The sequence below is a fragment of the Streptomyces sp. NPDC006193 genome, assembly GCF_040613915.1.
In the GTDB taxonomy this organism is placed as follows: Bacteria; Actinomycetota; Actinomycetes; order Streptomycetales; family Streptomycetaceae; genus Streptomyces.
In genome coordinates, this window is record NZ_JBEXTB010000014.1 from 30,239 (window position 1) to 49,968 (window position 19,730).

17 protein-coding genes are annotated in these 19,730 nt (G+C 73.0%); 9 read left to right on the forward strand and 8 right to left on the reverse strand.

Annotated elements, in window-relative coordinates; translation table 11 throughout:
* Positions 1-207 precede the first annotated feature (207 nt).
* Positions 208-1,437, reverse strand: a complete 1,230-nt coding sequence (gene ilvA / locus ABZ261_RS15585) for a threonine ammonia-lyase (protein WP_356859324.1) — start codon at positions 1,435-1,437, stop codon at positions 208-210.
* Between the two features lie 162 nt (positions 1,438-1,599).
* On the opposite strand from ilvA, the gene ABZ261_RS15590 reads away from it, so the two are divergent.
* The 3 genes from ABZ261_RS15590 (at position 1,600) to ABZ261_RS15600 (ending at position 3,203) form a co-directional block, all read left to right on the forward strand.
* Positions 1,600-2,106: a MarR family transcriptional regulator gene (locus tag ABZ261_RS15590; RefSeq protein ID WP_356859529.1), complete on the forward strand. Its 507-nt coding sequence runs from the start codon at positions 1,600-1,602 to the stop codon at positions 2,104-2,106.
* Between the two features lie 190 nt (positions 2,107-2,296).
* Positions 2,297-2,824 carry an RNA polymerase subunit sigma-70 gene (locus tag ABZ261_RS15595; protein WP_356859326.1) on the forward strand — a complete coding sequence of 176 codons (528 nt, stop codon included), beginning with the start codon at positions 2,297-2,299 and terminating at the stop codon, positions 2,822-2,824.
* Between the two features lie 130 nt (positions 2,825-2,954).
* Positions 2,955-3,203, forward strand: coding sequence for a hypothetical protein (locus ABZ261_RS15600; RefSeq protein WP_356859328.1), 249 nt, complete (start codon positions 2,955-2,957; stop codon positions 3,201-3,203).
* A 64-nt stretch (positions 3,204-3,267) separates the two neighbouring features.
* Here ABZ261_RS15600 and ABZ261_RS15605 read toward each other — a convergent pair whose 3' ends face one another.
* Entirely contained in the window at positions 3,268-4,422 is a 1,155-nt protein-coding gene (locus ABZ261_RS15605) for a cystathionine gamma-synthase (protein ID WP_356859330.1), read from the reverse strand.
* 175 nt (positions 4,423-4,597) lie between these two features.
* Here ABZ261_RS15605 and ABZ261_RS15610 point away from each other — a divergent pair, with 175 nt between their 5' ends.
* The 4 genes from ABZ261_RS15610 to ABZ261_RS15625 all read left to right on the forward strand — a co-directional run bounded on the left by ABZ261_RS15610 (position 4,598) and on the right by ABZ261_RS15625 (position 8,226).
* Entirely contained in the window at positions 4,598-5,716 is a 1,119-nt protein-coding gene (locus tag ABZ261_RS15610; protein ID WP_356859332.1) for a hypothetical protein, read from the forward strand.
* Between the two features lie 390 nt (positions 5,717-6,106).
* Positions 6,107-6,772, forward strand: a complete 666-nt coding sequence (gene msrA / locus ABZ261_RS15615) for a peptide-methionine (S)-S-oxide reductase MsrA (protein ID WP_356859334.1) — start codon at positions 6,107-6,109, stop codon at positions 6,770-6,772.
* Between the two features lie 86 nt (positions 6,773-6,858).
* On the forward strand, positions 6,859-7,365 hold the full coding sequence (locus ABZ261_RS15620; RefSeq protein WP_356859336.1) for a hypothetical protein: 507 nt from the start codon (positions 6,859-6,861) through the stop codon (positions 7,363-7,365).
* A gap of 123 nt (positions 7,366-7,488) precedes the next feature.
* Complete coding sequence (locus tag ABZ261_RS15625; protein WP_356859338.1) at positions 7,489-8,226, forward strand: hypothetical protein; 738 nt, start codon at positions 7,489-7,491, stop codon at positions 8,224-8,226.
* Positions 8,227-8,425: 199 nt separating this feature from the next.
* Here ABZ261_RS15625 and ABZ261_RS15630 read toward each other — a convergent pair whose 3' ends face one another.
* Complete coding sequence (locus tag ABZ261_RS15630) at positions 8,426-9,466, reverse strand: NAD(P)-dependent alcohol dehydrogenase (protein WP_356859340.1); 1,041 nt, start codon at positions 9,464-9,466, stop codon at positions 8,426-8,428.
* 171 nt (positions 9,467-9,637) lie between these two features.
* On the opposite strand from ABZ261_RS15630, the gene ABZ261_RS15635 reads away from it, so the two are divergent.
* Complete coding sequence (locus ABZ261_RS15635; RefSeq protein WP_356859342.1) at positions 9,638-10,549, forward strand: helix-turn-helix transcriptional regulator; 912 nt, start codon at positions 9,638-9,640, stop codon at positions 10,547-10,549.
* A 209-nt stretch (positions 10,550-10,758) separates the two neighbouring features.
* Here the strand turns inward: ABZ261_RS15635 and ABZ261_RS15640 are convergent, their stop codons facing one another.
* The 3 genes from ABZ261_RS15640 to ABZ261_RS15650 form a co-directional block, all read right to left on the reverse strand.
* Positions 10,759-14,067: a S8 family peptidase gene (locus ABZ261_RS15640; protein WP_356859344.1), complete on the reverse strand. Its 3,309-nt coding sequence runs from the start codon at positions 14,065-14,067 to the stop codon at positions 10,759-10,761.
* 353 nt (positions 14,068-14,420) lie between these two features.
* Complete coding sequence (locus ABZ261_RS15645) at positions 14,421-15,668, reverse strand: Ig-like domain-containing protein (RefSeq protein WP_356859346.1); 1,248 nt, start codon at positions 15,666-15,668, stop codon at positions 14,421-14,423.
* A 226-nt stretch (positions 15,669-15,894) separates the two neighbouring features.
* Positions 15,895-16,239, reverse strand: a complete 345-nt coding sequence (locus tag ABZ261_RS15650) for a hypothetical protein (protein WP_356859348.1) — start codon at positions 16,237-16,239, stop codon at positions 15,895-15,897.
* 109 nt (positions 16,240-16,348) lie between these two features.
* On the opposite strand from ABZ261_RS15650, the gene ABZ261_RS15655 reads away from it, so the two are divergent.
* Positions 16,349-16,672 (forward strand): LAETG motif-containing sortase-dependent surface protein, encoded by a 324-nt coding sequence (locus ABZ261_RS15655; RefSeq protein ID WP_356859350.1) that lies wholly within the window; start codon positions 16,349-16,351, stop codon positions 16,670-16,672.
* Positions 16,673-16,872: 200 nt separating this feature from the next.
* Here the strand turns inward: ABZ261_RS15655 and hutH are convergent, their stop codons facing one another.
* Positions 16,873-18,429: a histidine ammonia-lyase gene (gene hutH / locus ABZ261_RS15660; protein WP_356859530.1), complete on the reverse strand. Its 1,557-nt coding sequence runs from the start codon at positions 18,427-18,429 to the stop codon at positions 16,873-16,875.
* An 87-nt stretch (positions 18,430-18,516) separates the two neighbouring features.
* The gene (locus tag ABZ261_RS15665; RefSeq protein ID WP_356859352.1) at positions 18,517-19,659 is read right to left on the reverse strand and encodes a GGDEF domain-containing protein; all 1,143 of its coding nucleotides are present in this window, start codon (positions 19,657-19,659) and stop codon (positions 18,517-18,519) included.
* Positions 19,660-19,730: the final 71 nt, after the last annotated feature.

Here is a 19,730-nt window from a genome sequence, read left to right on the forward strand (position 1 = left end):
AGGCTAGGTTTCTCCGTCCGATTCCGCTCGCCGTTTTCCGCGGCCGGGGCGGGCCTGAGCGGGCGGACCGGGCGACACGAGAGACCATAACGCGATGTATCGCGTCTCACAAGAGGGGTCCGCCCGGACGAGTGACGGCACGCGCCCCTCGCCCCCGCCGCCCGCGCCCGCCGGACGCCCCTGCGGACGCCCGTCGCGCGCACCGTGTCAGTCGATGACCGGGTAACCGGCGTCCCGCAGCGCCCGGCCGACCTCGGCGCAGTGCACCGGGCCCTTCGTCTCCAGGTGCAGCTCCACCTCCACCTCCGTGAGCCCGAGCCGCGGCCCGGTCCGCACGTGGCTGACGTCCAGGACGTTGGCGTCGGCCGACGACAGCACCCCGAGCAGTGTGGCCAGCGCGCCCGGCCGGTCCGTCAGCCGCAGCCGGACGGCCAGGTAGCGGCCCTGGGCGGCCATGCCGTGCCGCAGCACGCGCTGCATCAGCACCGGGTCGATGTTGCCGCCGGACAGCACCGCGACGACCGGCCCCGCGAAGCCGTGCGGTTCGGCCAGCAGCGCGGCGACCGGACTGGCCCCGGCCGGTTCCACGACCAGCTTCGCCCGCTCCAGGCACAGCAGCAGCGCCGCCGGCAGCTGGTCCTCGCTGACCGTGCGTACCTCGTCGACCAGGTCGGCGACGATCCCGAACGGCACCGCGCCCGGCCGCCCCACCCTGATCCCGTCGGCCATCGTCGCCGGGCTGTCCAGGGACACCGGGCGTCCGGCGGCCAGTGAGGGCGGGTAGGCCGCCGCGCCCTCCGCCTGCACGCCCACGACGCGGACGTCCGGCCGCAGCGCCTTCACGGCCACCGCGACACCGGCCGCCAGACCGCCGCCGCCGATCCCCACGACGATCGTGCGCACCTGCGGGCACTGCTGGAGGATCTCCAGCCCGACCGTGCCCTGACCGGCGATGACGTCCGGGTGGTCGAAGGGGTGGATGAACACCGCGCCCGTCTTCGCCGCGTACTCCTGGGCGGCGGCCAGCGTCTCGTCGACCACCTGGCCGTGCAGGCGCACCTCGGCGCCGTAGTCCCGGGTCGCGCTGATCTTCGGCAGCGGCGCTCCCTTCGGCATGAACACCGTGGCGTGCACGCCGAGCAGCGAGGAGGCCAGCGCCACTCCCTGCGCGTGGTTGCCCGCGCTCGCCGCCACCACACCGGCCGCCCGCTCCTCCGGCAGCAGCCCGGCGATCCGCACGTAGGCGCCGCGCAGCTTGAACGAGCCGGTCCGCTGCAGGTTCTCGCACTTCAGGTGCACCGGCGCGCCGATGAGCCGCGACAGGTGCCGGCTGCCCTCCAGCGCCGTCGTCCGCGCCACACCGGAGAGCATCCTCCGGGCGCCGCGCACGTCGTCCAGGGTGACCGAACGCAGGGAAGCAGCCGTGCCGTAGCTCATGGCCGACAGCATCGCAGTCCACGTCCGGGCGCGACGGGTGTGACCAAGCTCCGAGACCGGTTCGCGCAGCGCCGGTACGGTCCGCCGCCGGGCCGCGTACCCTGTCCCCCAACCCAGCAGCCCTCATGAAGCGAGCCTCCGGCCATGCCCACAACACCTGACATGTCGATGGACATGACGACCGTCGGTGACACCGGTCTCCTCGACACCCTCCAGCACGAGGTGGCGGTGTTCGCCCGGCGTGCCGAACAGACGCGGCTCGGCGGCGTCGGCCAGGTGCGCAACTCCATGGACCGGGCCGCGTACCTGCTGCTCAACCGGCTCGACAGGGAAGGCCCGATGGGGGTCAAGGCGCTCGCCGCGAGCATGGGCATCGACTCCTCCACGGTCACCCGGCAGGTGGCGCCGCTGGTCGACACCGGGCTCGTCAAGCGCACCTCGCACCCGGAGGACGGACGTGCGGTGGTGCTCCAGCTGTCGCCGCGCGGGGCCGCCCGCCTGGAGGAGGTGCGCTCCTCCCGGCGTCAGCTCATGGCCGAGTTGACACACGACTGGGCGCCGGAGGAGCGCGAGCAGTTCTGCACGCTCCTGACCCGCTTCAACCGCGCGCTCTCCGCGCGGATGTCCGTGCAGGGCGCCGGGCCGGCGGAGCAGCCGCCCGCCTCCTGAGCGCTCCCCCGCCCGTCCGCGTCCCGGCCGCCCCGCCCGCGTCCCGCCCGCGTCCCGGCCGCCGCACCCGCACCGGTCGGCTCCGGACCCTTGACCCCGGGCCGCCGCTGGCCTCATATGAGACCGGGTCCTGCGTCGTACGCGATTCACCTGTCCCGTACCGGACAGGACCCCGGCAGGGGGAGGCGCGGTGCGTGATCGGCAGCCGACCCGCGGCGCCCGCCGGGCCCGGGAGTTCGCGGCGTTCGCCGCCGGCGCGTCCGGGCGCCTGCTGCATGCCGCCACACTGCTCACCGCGGAGGCGCCGGAGGCCAACCCGCGCGCGCGGCGCCTGGTGGTCCGGGCGCTCGCCCACACCTACGCCCGCTGGGACCGGCTGCGCGGCGAGGACCCGTACGACTGCGCCCGCCAGTACCTCGCCACCCGCTTCGCGCACGCCGCCTGGCACCGGTACGGCGCCTTCGGCCGGTCCCGGCCGGCCGCCCGCGGCCCGCTCGCCGCGCTCGGCGCGCGGGAACGGCTGATCGTGGTGCTGCGGCTCCACGAGGGCCTCGCCGCGGAACAGGCGGCCGCGCTGCTCGGCCTCCCCGCGGACCGCGTGCACACCGTGTGCGACCGCGCGACGGCCACCCTGCTGCATCCTCCGCGCCCGGCCGCTCCCCGCCCGGCGCCCGCCAGGACGCCCCCGGCGTGGGCGAGGGACACGGGGAGGCCGTGACCGTGCGGCGCCGGTGGCGCGTGGGGGCCGGGGGTCAGGGGGCGACGTACGGGCCGGGGCCTCCGGGGGACGCCGTGCGGACGCGGGGCCGCCGGAGCGAGGGGCGCGCCGGTGGGCGGAGGAGGCGCTGGTGAAGCGGTCGGAGCGGGAGGACGCCGTACGGCGGCTCATGGAGCAGGGTCCGGCCCCGGTGCCGCCGGACCTGTGCGCGGAGGCGGTGCGCCGCGGCGAGCGCCTGCTGCGGCGCCGGCGGCTCGCCCGCCGGGTCCTGTGGCTGCTGGCGTGGGCCGCGGCCGTCGCGTTCGCGCTGTGGGCGGCCGACGCCCACCCGTGGGCGGAACCGCCCTCCCGGACGACTGAGCCGGTCAGCGGCTGGTGACCCGGCTCCCCGCCGGCCGGGAGCCGCTGCGCGCGGTCGCCGGCCGGAGGCGGAGGGGCGTCCGTCAGCCGAGGGCCCGCCGCAGGTCCTCCAGCAGGTCCTCGACGTTCTCGATGCCGACCGACAGGCGCACCAGGTCCGCCGGGACCTCCAGCGCGGAGCCGGCCGCGGAGGCGTGCGTCATCCGGCCGGGGTGCTCGATCAGCGACTCCACGCCGCCGAGCGACTCGCCGAGGGTGAACACCTCGGCGCGGTTGCACACCTCGACCGCGGCGGCCTCGCCGCCCTCGACCCGGAAGGACACCATGCCGCCGAACGCCTTCATCTGCTTGGCGGCGACCTCGTGGCCGGGGTGCTCGGGCAGGCCGGGGTAGAACACCTCGGTCACCCGGGGGTGCCGGGACAGCATCTCGGCGATCTTCGTGGCGTTCTCGCTGTGCCGGTCCATGCGCACCGCGAGGGTCTTCGTGCCGCGCAGCACCAGCCAGGAGTCGAACGGGCCGGCGACGGCGCCCATCGCGTTCTGATGGTAGGCGAGCTCCTCGGCCAGCCCCGGGTCGGAGACGATCAGCGCACCGCCGACCACGTCGGAGTGGCCGCCCATGTACTTGGTCAGGGAGTGCACGACGACGTCCGCCCCGAGCGCCAGCGGCTGCTGGAGGTACGGCGTGGCGAAGGTGTTGTCGACGACGAGCTTCGCGCCCGCGTCGTGGGCGACCTGGGCGACGGCGGCGATGTCGGTGATGCCGAGCAGCGGATTGGAGGGGGTCTCCACCCAGACGGCCTTGGTCTTCGGGGTGATCGCGGCCCGGACGGCGGCGGGGTCGCTGGTGTCGGCGACGGACCACTCCACCCCCCAGCGGGTGGCGACCTTGGCGAACAGCCGGAAGGTGCCGCCGTAGGCGTCGTTCGGGATCACCACGTGGTCACCGGGGCTGAGGAGCGTCCGCAGCAGGGTGTCCTCGGCCGCCAGGCCGGACGCGAAGGCGAGGCCGCGACGGCCGCCCTCCAGCGCGGCGAGGTTCTCCTCCAGGGCGGTCCGGGTCGGGTTGGCGCTACGGCTGTACTCGTAGCCGCCGCGCAGTCCGCCGACGCCGTCCTGCTTGTAGGTCGACACCTGGTAGATCGGCGGGACCACTGCGCCGGTGAGGGGATCCGCGGTGTTGCCCGCGTGGATCGCGAGGGTCTCGAAGTGCTCACTGATGTGCCTGTCGCTCATGTGCAACGAGCGTAATGCGCCGAATCGGCTCCTGACGCCCGCCGGGCGCGCGGGGGCGCCGGTGAAAGGGAGCCGAAGCTCACACCGCACCCCGTTGTCATGGCCTGGACCGGACTTGTCCACAGGCCGGCGGCGGGGTTCGCCAATTGCCGGCGGCGTCTGGTTCGCTTGAGGCATGTCGATTCTCTGGCTGCTGATGGCGCTGCTCATGCTGAGCTTCGTCCTGCTTCCGCTCGTGCGGCGCAGGCGCGGGGTGATCGAGCAGGTTCCCCCGGGGCACCCGGACGCCGCCGACCCGGCGGACTACGGCTTCGTGCGCCAGGAGGAGCTGGACGTGCGCATGCCCGGCCCGGACCAGGACCTGCTGGACGTCCTGGAGCTGGTGCAGCGCACCCAGGACCACCGGGCCGCGGCCCAGCTGCTGGCCGGCACCGAGACCGAGGGCGAGCTGCGCTGGCAGCGGGTGCAGGCCTTCGCCGGCGCCGCCGCGCTGGAGCTGCAGCAGCGGCCCGGCGGGTTGCACGAGACCCCGGGCGGCCAGTGGCTCAGGGTCTGGCGGGCCGAGCAGCCCAAGGACGCGGGCGGCGCCGCCGTCCACGCGGAGTTCCTGGTGCAGCAGGCCTGGCGGACGTCGACGCCGGGCACGGACGACTTCCGGATCATCATGGAGGAGGCCCGGGAAGCCTGCGCCCAGGCCGCCCTGCTGGCTCCCGGCGACCCGGTGCCGTACATCGTCGAGCTGTCCGCCGCCCGCGGCCTCGCCTACGGGCAGGCCGAGTTCGAGCAGCTGTGGCTGAAGATCCTGGACCGCGCCCCGCACCACATGGGCGCCCATCTGGCCGCGCTGCACTACTGGTGCGAGAAGTGGCACGGCTCGCGCGAGCAGGCGTACGCCTTCGCCGAGGCCGCCGCGGCCCGCGCCCCGCGCGGCTCCCTGCTCGCCGCGCTGCCGCTGTTCGCGGTGTTCGAGCACCTGCCGGAGGTGAACCTGGTCGCCGGCTTCTACCGGAGCGAGGTCGTCACCAGGGCCGTCCACGGCGCGCTGCACGCGGTGCACTCCGCCCGCCCCGACGACCCGATGCTGCCGCACGTGCGGCACCTGCTCGTCTTCTTCCTGGTCCGCGCCGAGCGCTGGGCGGAGGCCATGCAGCAGTTGATACACATCGACGGCCACGTGGGCGCCCTGCCCTGGGTCCTGTCCGCCGACCCGGCCGCCGAGTTCGCCGTCTACCGCGCCCTGGCAGTGGCCGGCTACGAGGCGAACGGGGGCAGCCCGGCCGGCCTGCCCGGCTGAACCCACGGCCCCGGAACCACGGCCCGCGGGTCCTCCCCGCACCCCGCATCGCCCTTCTGACCTGCGGAGGGCATACTCCGCCGTCCCCCCACCGCACCACCGGCACCGCGCGCACCACCGCACCGACCGGCCACCGGTCCTCATGCGTCGCCATGTCCGCGACGAGGCGGCGGCGCCGGAGCAGTTCACGCTGGTCGACGGGTTGCGTCGACGCACTTCCGCGGCGGTACAGCGGCGACACGGCCGCGCCCTGCTGCCAGGTCCGCGACAGGGTGGCGCAGGCGGTGGCGGCGGGGCCTGACCGGAATGCGGCGGGTTCGCCGGACGTTGTAGCGGGTGCCGGCGCCGCCGAGGCGGCCGGCGCCCACCCCAGACCGACAGGGAGACCTCATGCTTCTCGGCCGCACCCCCCAGCTGCCCACCCCCGAGCAGGCGCTCGGGGGCCGCCCCGCACCGGCCTACGAGGTCCCCGACCGCCACACCGTCCTCGGCACCCCGCTGCTCGGTCCCTACCCCGAGGGCCTTCAGATCGCGGACTTCGGCCTGGGCTGCTTCTGGGGCGCGGAGCGCAGGTTCTGGCAGCTGCCCGCAGGTGTGTACACGACCCTCGTCGGCTACCAGGGCGGCTACACCGAGCACCCCACCTACGAGGAGGTCTGCACGGGCCTGACCGGCCACACGGAGGCCGTGCGCGTGGTGTACGACCCCCGGCAGATCTCGTACGACCGCCTGCTGAAGACGTTCTGGGAGTCCCACGACCCGACCCAGGGCTTCCGCCAGGGCAACGACGTGGGCACCCAGTACCGCTCGGCGATCTACACCCACACCCCCGAGCAGGCCGCCGCGGCCGAGTCCTCCCGCGAGGCCTACCAGAAGACCCTCGCCTCCTCCGGCTACGGCACGATCACCACGGAGATCCTCCCGGCCGCAGACCGCCCGTTCTACCCGGCCGAGCCGTACCACCAGCAGTACCTCGACAAGAACCCGGGCGGCTACTGCGGCATCGGCGGGACCGGGGTGTCCTGCCCGATCGGCGTGGCCAAGGCCGACGGGTGAACCCTGGCGTCACACCGGCGCTGCTGGAAGCACTGTGGCGGGAGCGACGGCCGTCGGGCCCGCCCATAGCCCACACGTTCCGCAGCATGTACGTGGATCGCTGGGTGCGCTTCCACAGTCTCCCCGGCTCGAAACGCTACCCGCAGTCCGAGGACGAGTACGCGACCGTCTTGGAGCGGCACAACACGATCCTCGACGAACTGTTCACAGAGCTGGAAGTGTTCGTCGTGACCATGGACTGGTCCTGCACACCGACCGGTCCCGCCGGCTTCCCGACGCCACGAGAGGAACTCCACCCCGACAGCGCCCTCTGGTGGATCGAATCGGACCAGGACGACCCGGACCCGGAATTCCACACCCACACTCGGCTCTACGCCGATCGGCGTCGGTGGCGACACGGCTGCGTCGATGGCCTGCTGCGTGCCATCACCGACGAGGCGCTCGTCGAGGTGTTCATCACCGACACGGGACTTCAACGCATCTACCACCCGTACGACGGCGGCGCTGACGTCATCCTCACCACGGCTGCCGAGCGAGACGCGCTTCGTAACCGGCACGCCGCCTGGCTCTCCAGCCACCCTGCTGGCCTTTGACGCGCGGGAACTGCTACTGGACGGGCTGAGGGCCGCGCGGCGGTGATCGGGGCGACGGGGGCGGGGGGAACCGCGTAGATTCGCCCTTCGTGCCTACAGGGGTCTGAGGGGGAGGACATGGGAATGCGCACGTACCTGATCGGCGGGGGGTGGGGCCGCGCCGAGGTGTACGAGCCGTTTCTCCGGGCGGTGCCCGGTGAGCGGCGGGTCGGGTGCCTGATCGTCGACGAGGGGGACGGGGCCGCGCAGTTCGAGCGGTACGCGGCGGCGCTGCGGAAGGCGGGGCCGCCGTGCGCGCCGGTGCCGTTGCTCGTGCCGGTCGGCGGGCGGTTCGAGCCGGAGACCGCGCTCGACGGGATCGACGGACTGCTGGTGTGCGGTGGGCTGACGCCCGCGTATCAGGACGTCCTCGCGGGGTGCCTGGAGCGGCTGCCGGAACTGCTGGCCGCGCGTGAGGCGCCGTACGCCGGGTTCTCCGCCGGGGCCGCCGTCGCCGCGCGACGCGCCGTGGTCGGCGGGTGGCTGGTGGACGGGGTCGCGGTGTGCCCGGAGGAGACCGGGGAGGACCTCGCGGAGATCGAGGTGCGCCCCGGTCTGGGACTCGTGCCGTTCGCGGTCGACGTGCACGCGGCCCAGTGGGGGACGCTGGCGCGGCTGGTGGCGGCGGTCGGACGGGGGGACGTCCCGTACGGCGTCGCCGTCGACGAGAACACCCTGCTCACGGTGGCGGACGGCGAGGCCCGGGTGTCGGGCGCCGGCCGGGTCCATGTCGTCCGGCCGGGCGCGGGCGGTGTGCTCGTGCGGGCGTACGGCGCCGGGGAGGGCTTCCCCGCGGAGCAGCGGGCCGGCGACTGCCGTTGAGAGCGCCCGGCTCGGGTGGGGGTTGCGGGGGCGGATGCCGGTGGCCGAGGCGCGGCCGGCCCCGCCCGCCGGGGTCGTCCGGGACCGGGGCGGCCGGCCTACCCCGGCGGGCGGGCCGGCCTCGAAGCCGGACGCCGCCCGCGCCGCCGGGGCGGGGCCGGCGGCGCGGGCGGCGGTGGTGTGCGGGGGTGTGCGGTGGTCAGATCGTCGCCGTGTCGATGACGAAGCGGTAGCGGACGTCGCTGGCCAGGACCCGCTCGTACGCCTCGTTGATCTCGGCCGCGCTGATCAGTTCGATCTCGGCGCCGATGCCGTGCTCGGCGCAGAAGTCCAGCATCTCCTGGGTCTCGCGGATGCCGCCGATCGCGGAGCCCGCGAGGGTCTTGCGGCCGCTGATGACGGAGAACAGGTTGAGGGAGACGGGCTCCTCGGGGGCGCCCACGTTCACCAGGGCGCCGTCGACCTTCAGCAGCGACAGGAGCGCGCCGAAGTCCATCGGCGCGGACACGGTGGAGACGATCAGGTCGAAGGTGCCGGCCAGTTCCTCGAAGGTCTTCGGGTCGCTGGTGGCGTGGTAGTGGTCGGCGCCCAGCTTGAGGCCGTCGTCCTTCTTGCGCAGGGACTGGGAGAGCACCGTCACCTCGGCGCCCATGGCGTGCGCGAGCTTGACGGCCATGTGGCCGAGGCCGCCGAGGCCGACGACCGCGACCTTCTTGCCGGGGCCGGCGTTCCAGTGGCGCAACGGGGAGTACGTGGTGATGCCGGCGCACAGCAGCGGCGCGGCCACGTCGAGGGAGAGGCCGTCGGGGATGCGGACGACATAGTTCTCGTCGACGACGATCTTCTCGGAGTAGCCGCCGTAGGTGGGCTCGCCGTCCCTGCCGACGGCGTTGTAGGTGCCGACCATGCCCTTGAGGCAGTACTGCTCCTCGCCCCGCAGGCAGTTCTCGCACTCGCGGCAGGAGTCGACCATGCAGCCGACGCCCACCCGGTCGCCGACCCGGAACTTGGTCACACCGGGGCCGACCTCGGTGACGACACCGGCGATCTCGTGGCCGGGGACCATCGGGAAGATCGCCTCGCCCCAGCCCTCGCGGACCTGGTGTATGTCGGAGTGGCAGATGCCGGCGAACTTGATGTCGATCAGGACGTCGGACTCGCCGACCGCCCGGCGCTCGATGGTCGTCCGCTCCAGCGGAGCCTTGGCGGCGGGCGCGGCGTACGCGGCAACAGTGGTCATGGCGGTCTTCTCCTAGCAGTGTCTCGCGTGGCCGGCCTCCTTGCGGCCGGCCACGGAATCCAGCGTGCCCCGTCGGCCGCGGGTCACCCAGACCACGCGTTTGCGTACGACCGCCGTGCCTACCACCGGCGGGGTCAGGCTCCTGTGCGTACGACCGGGAATACTGGAGGCATGGAGAGCAGGGACGGACAGCCGGACGCGGTGGCGGTCACCGGGCGGCCCCTGGACCGGCGGGCGGAGCTGAGCGAGTTCCTGCGCAGCCGGCGGGCCCGGCTGAAGCCGGAGGACGTGGGACTGCCCGACTTCGGCCGGCACCGCCGGGTGCCGGGGCTGCGCCGGGAGGAGCTGGCGCAGCTGGCCGGGGTGTCGGTGGCGTACTACACGCGCCTGGAGCAGGGCAACGGACGGAACGTGTCGGCGGAGGTGCTGGACTCGATCGCCCGCGCCCTGCGGCTGACGGACGCCGAGCACGCCCACCTCACCCATCTGGCGAAGCCGAAGGCGCACAAGAAGAAGCCGGCGGCGCGGCAGCAGCAGGTGCGGGGGGCGCTGCGGCAGCTGCTGGACACGCTGGACGGCGTGCCGGCGTACGTCCTCGGCCGGCGTACGGAAATCCTGGCCTGGAACCGCATGGCGGCGGCCGTCTTCGGCGACTGGGCGGAGCTGCCGCCGGCCGAGCGCAACTGGGCCCGGCTGGTCTTCCTGCACCCCGACTACCGCGAGCTGTTCGTGGACTGGGAGCAGAAGGCGATCGACATCGTCTGCGCGCTGCGCATGGACGCGGGCTGTCATCCGGACGATCCGCGGTTGTCGGCTCTGGTCGGTGAGCTCTCCGTCAAGAGCGCGGAGTTCCGCCGGCTGTGGGCGACGCACGACGTCAAGGAGAAGAGCCACGGCGTCAAGCACCTGCACCATCCGCTGGTGGGCGACCTGGCGCTGAACTTCGAGAGCTTCCGGCTGACGGACGGCTCGGAGCTGTCCCTGATCACCTATCACGCCGAGCCGGGTTCCCCCTCGGCCGACTCGCTCCGTCTGCTGGCGAGCTGGGGCACGGACGCGAAGCGCGCGGTGCCGTCGGTCTAGGGCGGATCCACGCCCTGTCGGCCCGGCCGATCAGGACCGGCGGGGCCGGCGGGGCCGACGGGGCCGGCAGGACCGGCGGGGCCGGCGGGGCCGGCGGACGGACCGTGCCGCCGCCCGCCCGGAGCGGGTCCGCGAAGTGCGAAAGCCCGCGGGAGGCGTCTGCCTCCCGCGGGCCGCGCGTCGCCCGGGGCCGCCGGGCTAGTGAGGGGTCACTTGCCGTAGTAGGCGTTGTAGATCGTGATCTCCGACGTGTTGCCCTTCTTGTCGGTGATCTTGGTACGGAAGGAGACGGCCTTGTCCTTCGCCGGGTTCTTGACCGTGATCCTGCCGTTGCGGACGTCGGTCTTCTTGAAGTCCTTGCCGTCGTAGGAGACGTAGACGGCGAGGGACTTCAGGTTGCGGCCGGCGGCCGAGCCCTCCACGGTGACCGGGAAGGTGACCGTCCTGCCGGCGGCGACCCGGCTGTCGAGGCCGGTCGTGGCGCCGAAGTGCAGGGCGGAGGCGGGCAGCTGGGTGAAGCCGTCGGACGGCTTCTCGGAGCGGAAGGTCCAGGCCGCGTCGATCCGCGTGGAGGCCTGCGACACCTTCGGGGACCGCTTGACCGAGGTGGTCAGCCGGTACGACGCGTCGCCGGCCGGGACCTTGAAGGTCTTGTCGCCGAAGAGCGGGTCGTCGTGCGAGCCGGCCTTGACGCCGTTGCGGTACAGGGTGGTGGTCACCGAGGTGAAGTCCGAGTAGCCGGCGTGCCTGGCGGAGTCGGCGAACAGCGGCAGCGAGCCGTAGATCTCGTTGCCGTCGCGGAACAGGCCGAGGGACCCGCTGTTCACGTGGGGGCCGAACACCGCGGTGTTGACCGTCTTGGTGTAGGACTTGCCGGCCTTGAAGGTGAACCGGCCGAGGTCGTAGCCGCCTTCGGCGACCGGGAAGCCGTCCTCGTCCGTCCCGTTGTCCTGCTCGAACCTCAGCTGCCAGGTCACGTCGCCCTTGGCGGACAGGTGCAGGGTGCGGGTGCCGGGCAGGCTCTGCGGGACGCCGAAGGAGGTGGCGCCGGTGCTCGCGGGCAGCCAGCCCACCGCCTCGACGGCGCCCTTCTTGCCGCTCGCCGCCGCGCCCATGCGGACCTTCACCGTGGCCAGGTCACCGGCCTTGTAGTGCCTGGTGTAGCCGGTGGCGAGCTGCTTGACCCGGCTGCCGGAGGTGACGTCGTACTGCTCGTGCGCGCCGTCGGTCCAGTGGCCGTCCCACTGCTGGTACAGCGATCCGTCAGTGATCTGCGGACCAAGGTACGCCGTGCGGAGGCTGGCGTATTCGTCCAGCCACAGTCCGAGCGAGTACTCACCATCGCCGCTCACCACCGTGTAGGACGGGGACGCGAACACGGACTTGGCGGCGGTGTCAGGGACGGTGATGTCCACCGGCTTGGTCTTGCGGGCGTCGAGCGTAAGCGTCTGCTTCTTGGCGACGTCCAGCTTCGGCTGGGCCAACCAGTTCACGCCGTTTTCGGGATGCTGTCGGTCCTGGTACAGGTCGGCATCCAGTATGTACCGGCCCTTGGGCACGCGTACCGTCACGGTGCCGGACGAGCTGGACGGGTAGAACTCCGCCCCGCGGGCGAGTCCGGACAGGCCCCAGAACGTCGCGTCGGCGGCTTTCGCCGGCTTGCCGTCGCGGCCGATGAACTTCAGCGTGACGTCGTACGACTCCACCTCGCGCTGTACCGCGGCGGCCGTGCGGACCGTCTGGCCGCCGCCCGTCGCCGTCACGTACGCGGAGTAGGCGCCGTCGCGCGTGCCGCCCAGCTTGGTGTCGACGGTGAGGCCGACCGCGGCCCTGCCGTGCGCGGGGACGGTCACCTTCGCCGCGCCGAGCCTGAAGAAGCCCGACGGGGCCGCCGCGCCCTTGGGGTCGGTGGCGGTGCTGGTCAGGGTGAGCGTGACGGCCTTGTCGCCGAGGTTGCGGTACGTGATCTGCTTGGTGACCGGCTTGTCGTCGGTGTGCGGCCACTGCTGCACGCCGAAGCTCACGGACACCGGGTCGGCGACGACCGTCTGCTTGATGGCCCTGTCGACCTGGATACGGCCCGTGCCCTGCTGGAACGGGGTGTACGCGCCGCCCTTGGCGGAGCCGGTCAGGGCGCCCTTCAGCTCGGCGTGGCCCCAGTCGGGGTGCTCCTGCTTGAGGATCGCGGCGGCGCCCGCGACGTGCGGGGTGGCCATCGAGGTGCCGGAGATGGTCAGGTAGCCCGCGGGCTTCTCACCGACCTCCTCGCCGATGAGGCTGCCCTCGGCCGCGGCGGCGGTGATGTCGACGCCGGGCGCGGTGACGTCCGGCTTGATGGCGCCGTCGCCGGTGCGCGGGCCGGTGGAGGAGAAGTCGGCGAGCTTGTCCTTCTTGTCGACGGCGCCGACGGTGAGCGCGGCGTCCGCGCTGCCCGGTGAACCGATCGACTGGGGGCCCTCGTTGCCCGCGGCGATGGCGAAGAGGACGCCCTTGTCGGCGGAGAGCTTGTCGACCGCGGCCTCGAGCGGGTCGATCTCGGGGGTGTCGTAGCCGCCCAGGCTGAGGTTGATGACGGAGGCGCCCTGGGAAACGGCCCATTCCATGCCGGCGAGGATGCCGGAGTCGTCGCCGAAGCCGCTGTCGTCCAGGACCTTGCCGTTGACGATCTTGGCGTCGGGGGCCACGCCCCGGTACTTGCCGCCCGACTTGGCGCCGGTGCCGGCGACGATGGACGCGACGTGCGTGCCGTGCCCGACGTGGTCGGCGGTGTCGCCGGTGGCGGTGAAGTTCTTCGCCGCGACCACCTGGCCCTTGAGGTCGGGGTGGTTCGCGTCCACGCCGCTGTCCAGGACGGCGACCTTCACGCCCTTGCCGGTGTAGCCGGCCTTCCACGCGGTCGGCGCGCCGATCTGCGGGACGGACTTGTCGAGGGTGGCCCTGCGGACCCCGTCGAGCCAGACGTGGGCGATGCCGGCGGCGGTCCGGTCGCCGCTGGTGACGGCGTCCCACAGGCCGGCGGTGTCCTCGACCGGGGCCTGCACGGCGTCCGCGTTGAGCGCCTTCAGGCTGCGGCGCAGGGTGCCGGCGTCGCGGACGTCGGCCTTGGCGGCGGTGGCGGCGCCGCGGTAGCCGACGATGACCTTCAGGCCGTCCTTCTGGGCCTTGCGGGTGGCTGCCTTGTTCAGCTCGGTGATGTCGAACAGGCGCCGGTCCAGCGTGCCGGAGGCGATCAGGTGGGCCGCGTCGGCGGGGACGACCAGTGTGTGTCCGGCTGTCCTGCGGACCTGGACGGGTATGTGCGCGCGTCCCTCGGCCCGCTCCAGGCCGACGACACGGCCCTTGGCGTCGAGGGCGACACGGTCGCCGGTGATGAGGGTGACATGGTGTTCGGCGGCGGCCTTCGGGGCGGTGGCGGACGCCGGGTCGCGCGCGGGCTTCGCCGACGCCGGGCTGGTCATGCCCGCCGCCAGGGCGACTGCTGCGGCCGTCGCCACGGTGGCCGCAGCCGCACTCTTCACTTGTCTGGGCAAGTTCTCCCCCTGGAGATGAAGTACCGGGTGAATTCCCCGTTCACCCGGCCGGGGGAAGACTCGCACATCTGCACGCCAATCCCCCGGAAGCACGCAGTATGCCGGGGGTGATCAGGGCGCTCAAGAGGCGGCAGGACGGTGAGGAGGCGTCTGCGGCAACTGTTACGCGGTGGCCGGGTGGCTGTTACACAACCGCGAAATGCCGTATGCGGGAAGGGTGTTGACCCACCGCAGGATGCGCGGGAGGTCCGGTCCGGCCGCCCGGGTCTTGGTGCGCGGGGCCGGAAAACAGCGGTGCCGCCCCCGGGACGGGGGCGGCACCGACGGGATGTGAGCGGGTGTCAGACGGCCGAACCGGCCTTCCACTGCGCCCAGTCCATGTTCCAGCCGTTGAGGCCGTTGTCGGGCGCGACCGTCTTGTCGCCGGTGTTCTGGACGACCACGACGTCACCGAGCAGCGTGTGGTTGTAGAACCACGCGGCCGGCGTGTTCGGGTCGTTCGCGCCCTTCTTGTCCTGCAGGCCGACGCAGCCGTGGCTCGTGTTGACGTTGCCGAACACCGACGGGGCGCCCCAGTAGTTGCCGTGGATGAAGGTGCCGGAGGTGGTCAGGCGCATGGCGTGCGGCACGTCCTTGATGTCGTACTCGCCCTTGCCGTCGTCGTCGGTGAAGCCGACGGTCGCGCCGTTCATCCGGGTCTCCTTGAACTTCTCGGAGATCACCATCCGGCCCTCGTACGTCTTGTTGTCGGGCGAGCCCGCGGAGATCGGTATGGTCTTGACGACCTTGCCGTCCTGCGTGATCTTCATCTGCTTGGTCTTCGCGTCGACGTACGAGACCTGGTTGCGGCCGATGTGGAAGGTGACCGTCTTCTGCTGGACGCCGAAGACGCCGTCCGCGCCCTCGACGCCGTCCAGCGCCAGCTTCAGGGTGACGGTGGAGCCTTCCTTCCAGTACTCCTCGGGGCGGCAGTCCATGCGGTTGGCGCCGAACCAGTGGCACACCACCTCCTGGCCGGTGCTGGAGCTGACCGTGATGCCCTTCTGCACGGCCGCCTTGTCGGTGATCGCCTTGTCGAAGTGGATCGACACGGGCATGCCGACCCCGACCGTCGAGCCGTTGTCCGGGGTGTAGGTGCCGATGAAGCTGTTGGCCGGGGAGACGGTGGTGAAGGAGGCGTTCTCGTGGGCCGTGCGGCCCTCGGAGTCCTTGGCCTCCGCGGCGACCCGGTAGGTGGTGGAGCGCTCCAGCTGCACGCCGGGCTTCCAGCTCTTCTTGTCGGCGGAGAGCTGACCGGCGACGGTCTTGCCGTCCTGGGTGGTCATGGTGACGGCGGTGAGCGTGCCCTTGCGCACCGTGACGGTCGCCGAGTTGTTGATCGAGGCGTTGTTGGAGCCGTCCTTGGGCGTGATCGTGATCTGCGCCTCCGACGACTTCTTGGCCGCCGCCGCGTCGGCCTGGGCCTGCGAGGAGTCGCCGCTGCCACTGGCCGCAGCGTCGTCGCCGCCGGAACACGCCGTGAGCACCAGTACGCCGCCGAGCAGAGCGGACGCGGCCCTCAGGCCCGTGCGCCGCTTACTGTCCGTCATCACAAGCTTCTCCATCGTTGCCGAGTCGCGAAAAACCCCGAGAGTCCCCGTGGGAACCTTCAACGCTACGGCCGGTCGGTCCCGTTCCAGATCGCCTGGATCTGTGGGGCACGCCACGTCCGCGGAACGCAGTCCGCGGGTGGTGCGGGATTCGGTCCGTGCGCCCCCTAGGACGACGAAACCCGGACGGCGGTTGCCGTCCGGGGTCTTGGGTGCCCCGGGACGCTCAGCCGATGCCGCCCTCTTCGCCGTCGCTCACCCCATCATCCTCGTCCAGGTCCCACTCCGGCGAGTCGGGGTCGTAGTCGATCCGCTCGCTCGACCAGGACGCCTGCTGGAGCTCCACCCCGGGGACCTCGCCGACCAGGTCGAACGGGTCCACGAGGTAGGCCAGGGCCTCCGCGGCGTCCTCGGTCACGGCGCCCTCGGCGTGGGCCCGCTCCCCCTCCGGCAGCCCGGACTCCTGCGCGAGCCGGCGCAGCGCGGCCTTGGTCACCTCGTCCTCGTCCTGCACCTCCAGGACCAGCTCCACGCGAAGCCGTACAAAACGTGATGTCTCTTCAGTGCTCATGGCGGGAGCGTACGGCCGAAACCTCCCGTGACTTTCCTGTGACCCGCGACTTTCACTAACATCGCCCCACACGGCCAATTCGCCAGCGTCACAAGGGGATCGATATTCCGTGTCATCCGCTCGCCGTCCGCTGCTGACCGCCACCGCCGCGGGCACCCTGCTGTGCGCGCTGTGGTTCGTCCCGTCCGCGAACGCCTCGCAGGACGCCCCGGCGAGACAGACGGCGTCCACGTCCACGCCCGTGCAGGTCACGCAGGCCAGGGCGGTGACGGCGGCGAGCACCGGGACCGAACGGCAGGCGGCGGACGCCACCGAACTGGCCGACACGGGAAGCTTCGACACCACTCCGTACATCGTCGGCGGGAGCTTTTTCCTCACCGTGGGCGCCGGTTTCGTCGTGTATTCGGTGCGCCGCGAACGCCTGGGATTTTGACTTCATTTGACGAACCTGTGACCTCCACCGCTGCGGGTCGGCGGGAAGGGCGGGTCACCGCGGTCGCCTCGTGAAGGCGCAGGCGGCCGAGCCGAGGTGACGCCCCGTCCGGCCGGGCCGGCCGCACGACGTGGGCCCCGTCCGGCTGGGCCGGCGGCATGACATGGGCCCCGGCGGGCGCGCCGGGGCCCCTGCGCGTCTCAGCGGAGCGGGCCGGTGACCTTCTCCACGGCCGCCACGAGGTCGCCGCCGCGCACGAACGCTTCGGCGGCGGCGAGGTCGGGCGCCAGGAACCGGTCGGGGCCGGGGCCCTGCACACCGGCGGCCCGTACGGCCTCGACGACCGCCTGAGAGGCGGGGGCCGGGGCGAGGCCCTCGCGCAGTTCGAGGGCGCGGGTGGCCGCGTACAGCTCGATGGCGATGATCCGGGTGAGGTTGTCCACGGCGGTGCGCAGCTTGCGGGCGGCCGACCAGCCCATCGACACATGGTCCTCCTGCATGGCGGAGGACGGGATGGAGTCGGCGGAGGCCGGCACGGCGAGCCGCTTCATCTCGCTGACCAGCGCGGCCTGCGTGTACTGGGCGATCATCAGGCCGGAGTCGACGCCCGCGTCGTCGGCGAGGAACGGCGGCAGGCCGTGGCTGCGGTTCTTGTCCAGCAGCCGGTCGGTGCGGCGCTCGGCGATGGAGCCGAGGTCGGCGGCTGCGACCGCGAGGAAGTCCAGGACGTAGGCGACGGGAGCGCCGTGGAAGTTGCCGTTGGACTCCACCCGCCCTCCCCCGGTGCCGATGCCCTCAGGCAGCACCACGGGGTTGTCGACGGCGGCGGCGAGTTCGCGCTCGGCGACCAGGCGGGCGTGCGCGAGGGTGTCGCGTCCGGCGCCGGCGACCTGCGGGGCGCAGCGCACGGAGTAGGCGTCCTGGACGCGTGGGGCGTCGTCCTGGTGGTGCCCGGTGAGCTGGGATCCCTCGAGGACGGCGAGCATGTTGGCGGCCGCGGCGGCCTGCCCCGGGTGCGGCCGGATGGCGTGCAGCTCGGGCGCGAGGACCCGGTCGGTGCCGAGCAGCGCCTCCAGGGTGAGGGCGGCGGTGATGTCGGCGGACTTGTAGAGGATGTCGAGGTCGTCGAGCGCCATGATCAGCATGCCGAGCATGCCGTCGGTGCCGTTGAGGAGGGCGAGGCCCTCCTTCTCGCGCAGCTCGACCGGCTGGATGCCGTGCTCGGCGAGCAGCTCGCCGGCGGGCCGCACGACGCCGTCCGGGCCCTCGGCGTCCCCCTCGCCCATGAGGGTGAGCGCGCAGTGGGACAGGGGCGCGAGGTCGCCGGAGCAGCCGAGGGAGCCGTACTCGTGCACGACCGGGGTGATGCCCGCGTTCAGCACGTCGGCCATGGTCTGCGCGACCTCGGGCCGGACGCCGGTGTGCCCGGAGCAGACGGTCTTCAGGCGCAGGAACATCAGGGCCCGTACGACTTCCCGCTCGACGCGCGGGCCCATGCCGGCGGCGTGCGAGCGGACGATGTTGCGCTGCAGCTGGGCGCGGAGCTCCGGGCTGATGTGCCGGGTCGCCAGGGCGCCGAAGCCGGTGGAGACGCCGTAGACCGGGTCCGGCTTGGCCGCCAGCGCGTCCACGATCTCGCGGGCCGCCGCGAGGGCCGCCACCGCCTGTGCCGACAGCTCGATGCGGGCACCGCCGCGCGCCACGGCGAGAACGTCGGACGCCGTGACCCCGGACGTCCCCACCACCACAGTGTGCATATCCATATTCAGGAGCGTACGCATTGAATGCACCGCTGTCACCAGTGGGCCGCCGGAGCGACCCTTACCCCGCATGTGGGCTTCGCCTCACGGCAGGCGCCCGCGGAACCGGCGGCGCTCGCCCCGCGCGGGCGGCGGCTCGTCCGCCAGCCGTACGACCGGATCGTCCGGCCCCTCCCGGCCGGCCACCACCGGGCGGTCCGCGCCCAGGGCCTTGGCCCGGTACTGGGCGGCGTCGGCGAGCCGGAACAGCCGGCGCGCGTCCCGCACCTCCCCGATCGGGTCGTCGGTCGAGGCCACCCCGCACGCCACCCCCTCCCCCAGCTCCAGTTCGGCGGCCCGACGGCACAGCTCGTCGGCCGCCTTGACCACGTCGTCGGCGGGCGGGCCGAGGGCGAGCAGGCAGAACTCGTCCCCGCCGAGCCGCGCGGCCAGCGCGCCCGGCAGCATCGCGCCGCACAGGGACAGCACCGAGCCGAAGCGTTCGAGGAGACGGTCGCCGACGGCGTGCCCGAGGGTGTCGTTGACCCGTTTGAGTCCGTTCAGGTCGCACACGACGAGACTGACCGGCGCGCCCTCCACGCGGTGCCGCTCGACGGCCTCCTCCAGGCGGACGTCCACGGCACGGCGGTTGGCGAGTCCGGTCAGGGCGTCGGTGAAGGCGAGCCGGCGGGCCTCCTCGAGCCGCTCGGTCTGCGCGATGCCCGCGGCGACGACGGCGGCGAGGACGGTGGCGAAGTCGGCGTCGCCGGGCCCGAACACGGGCGCGCCGACCGGGCGGGCCACGTACAGCTCGCCCCAGGCCCTGCCGTGCAGAACGACGGGGGCGACGACGCAGCAGCCGCGGCGGCGGCGGCGCAGGGCGGCGACCCGCTGGTGAAAGTAGCCGGGCGTGCCGACGGCCGACCCCTCGGCGGTCTCCACCCACGCGTGGGGCCCGCCTCCGCCGGCCCACCGCTCGTGCAGGAACTCGGTGATCTCCGGGAACTGGTGCACCGGGTAGGCCTCGGCCTCGGGGAACTCCTCCTCGTCGGGCGCGCGGTCCCCCACGTTGACCAGGACCCGCAGCCGGCTCAGCTCCCGCTCCCACACCGAGAGCGCGGCGAAGCTGCCGTCCAGCGCGTCGCAGGCCCCGAGGGCGGCGGCCTGCCAGCACTCCCGCGGGGTGTGCGCCGCCGCCATTCCCTGCGCCAGCGTCACGACCGCCGCCAGCCGCTTGTCCTCGCCCATTAGTCCAGATTAGGGAGTATTAGGGCGATTCGGGATGTCGGTGGGGCGATCAGGTGGACGGCGCGGCCGCC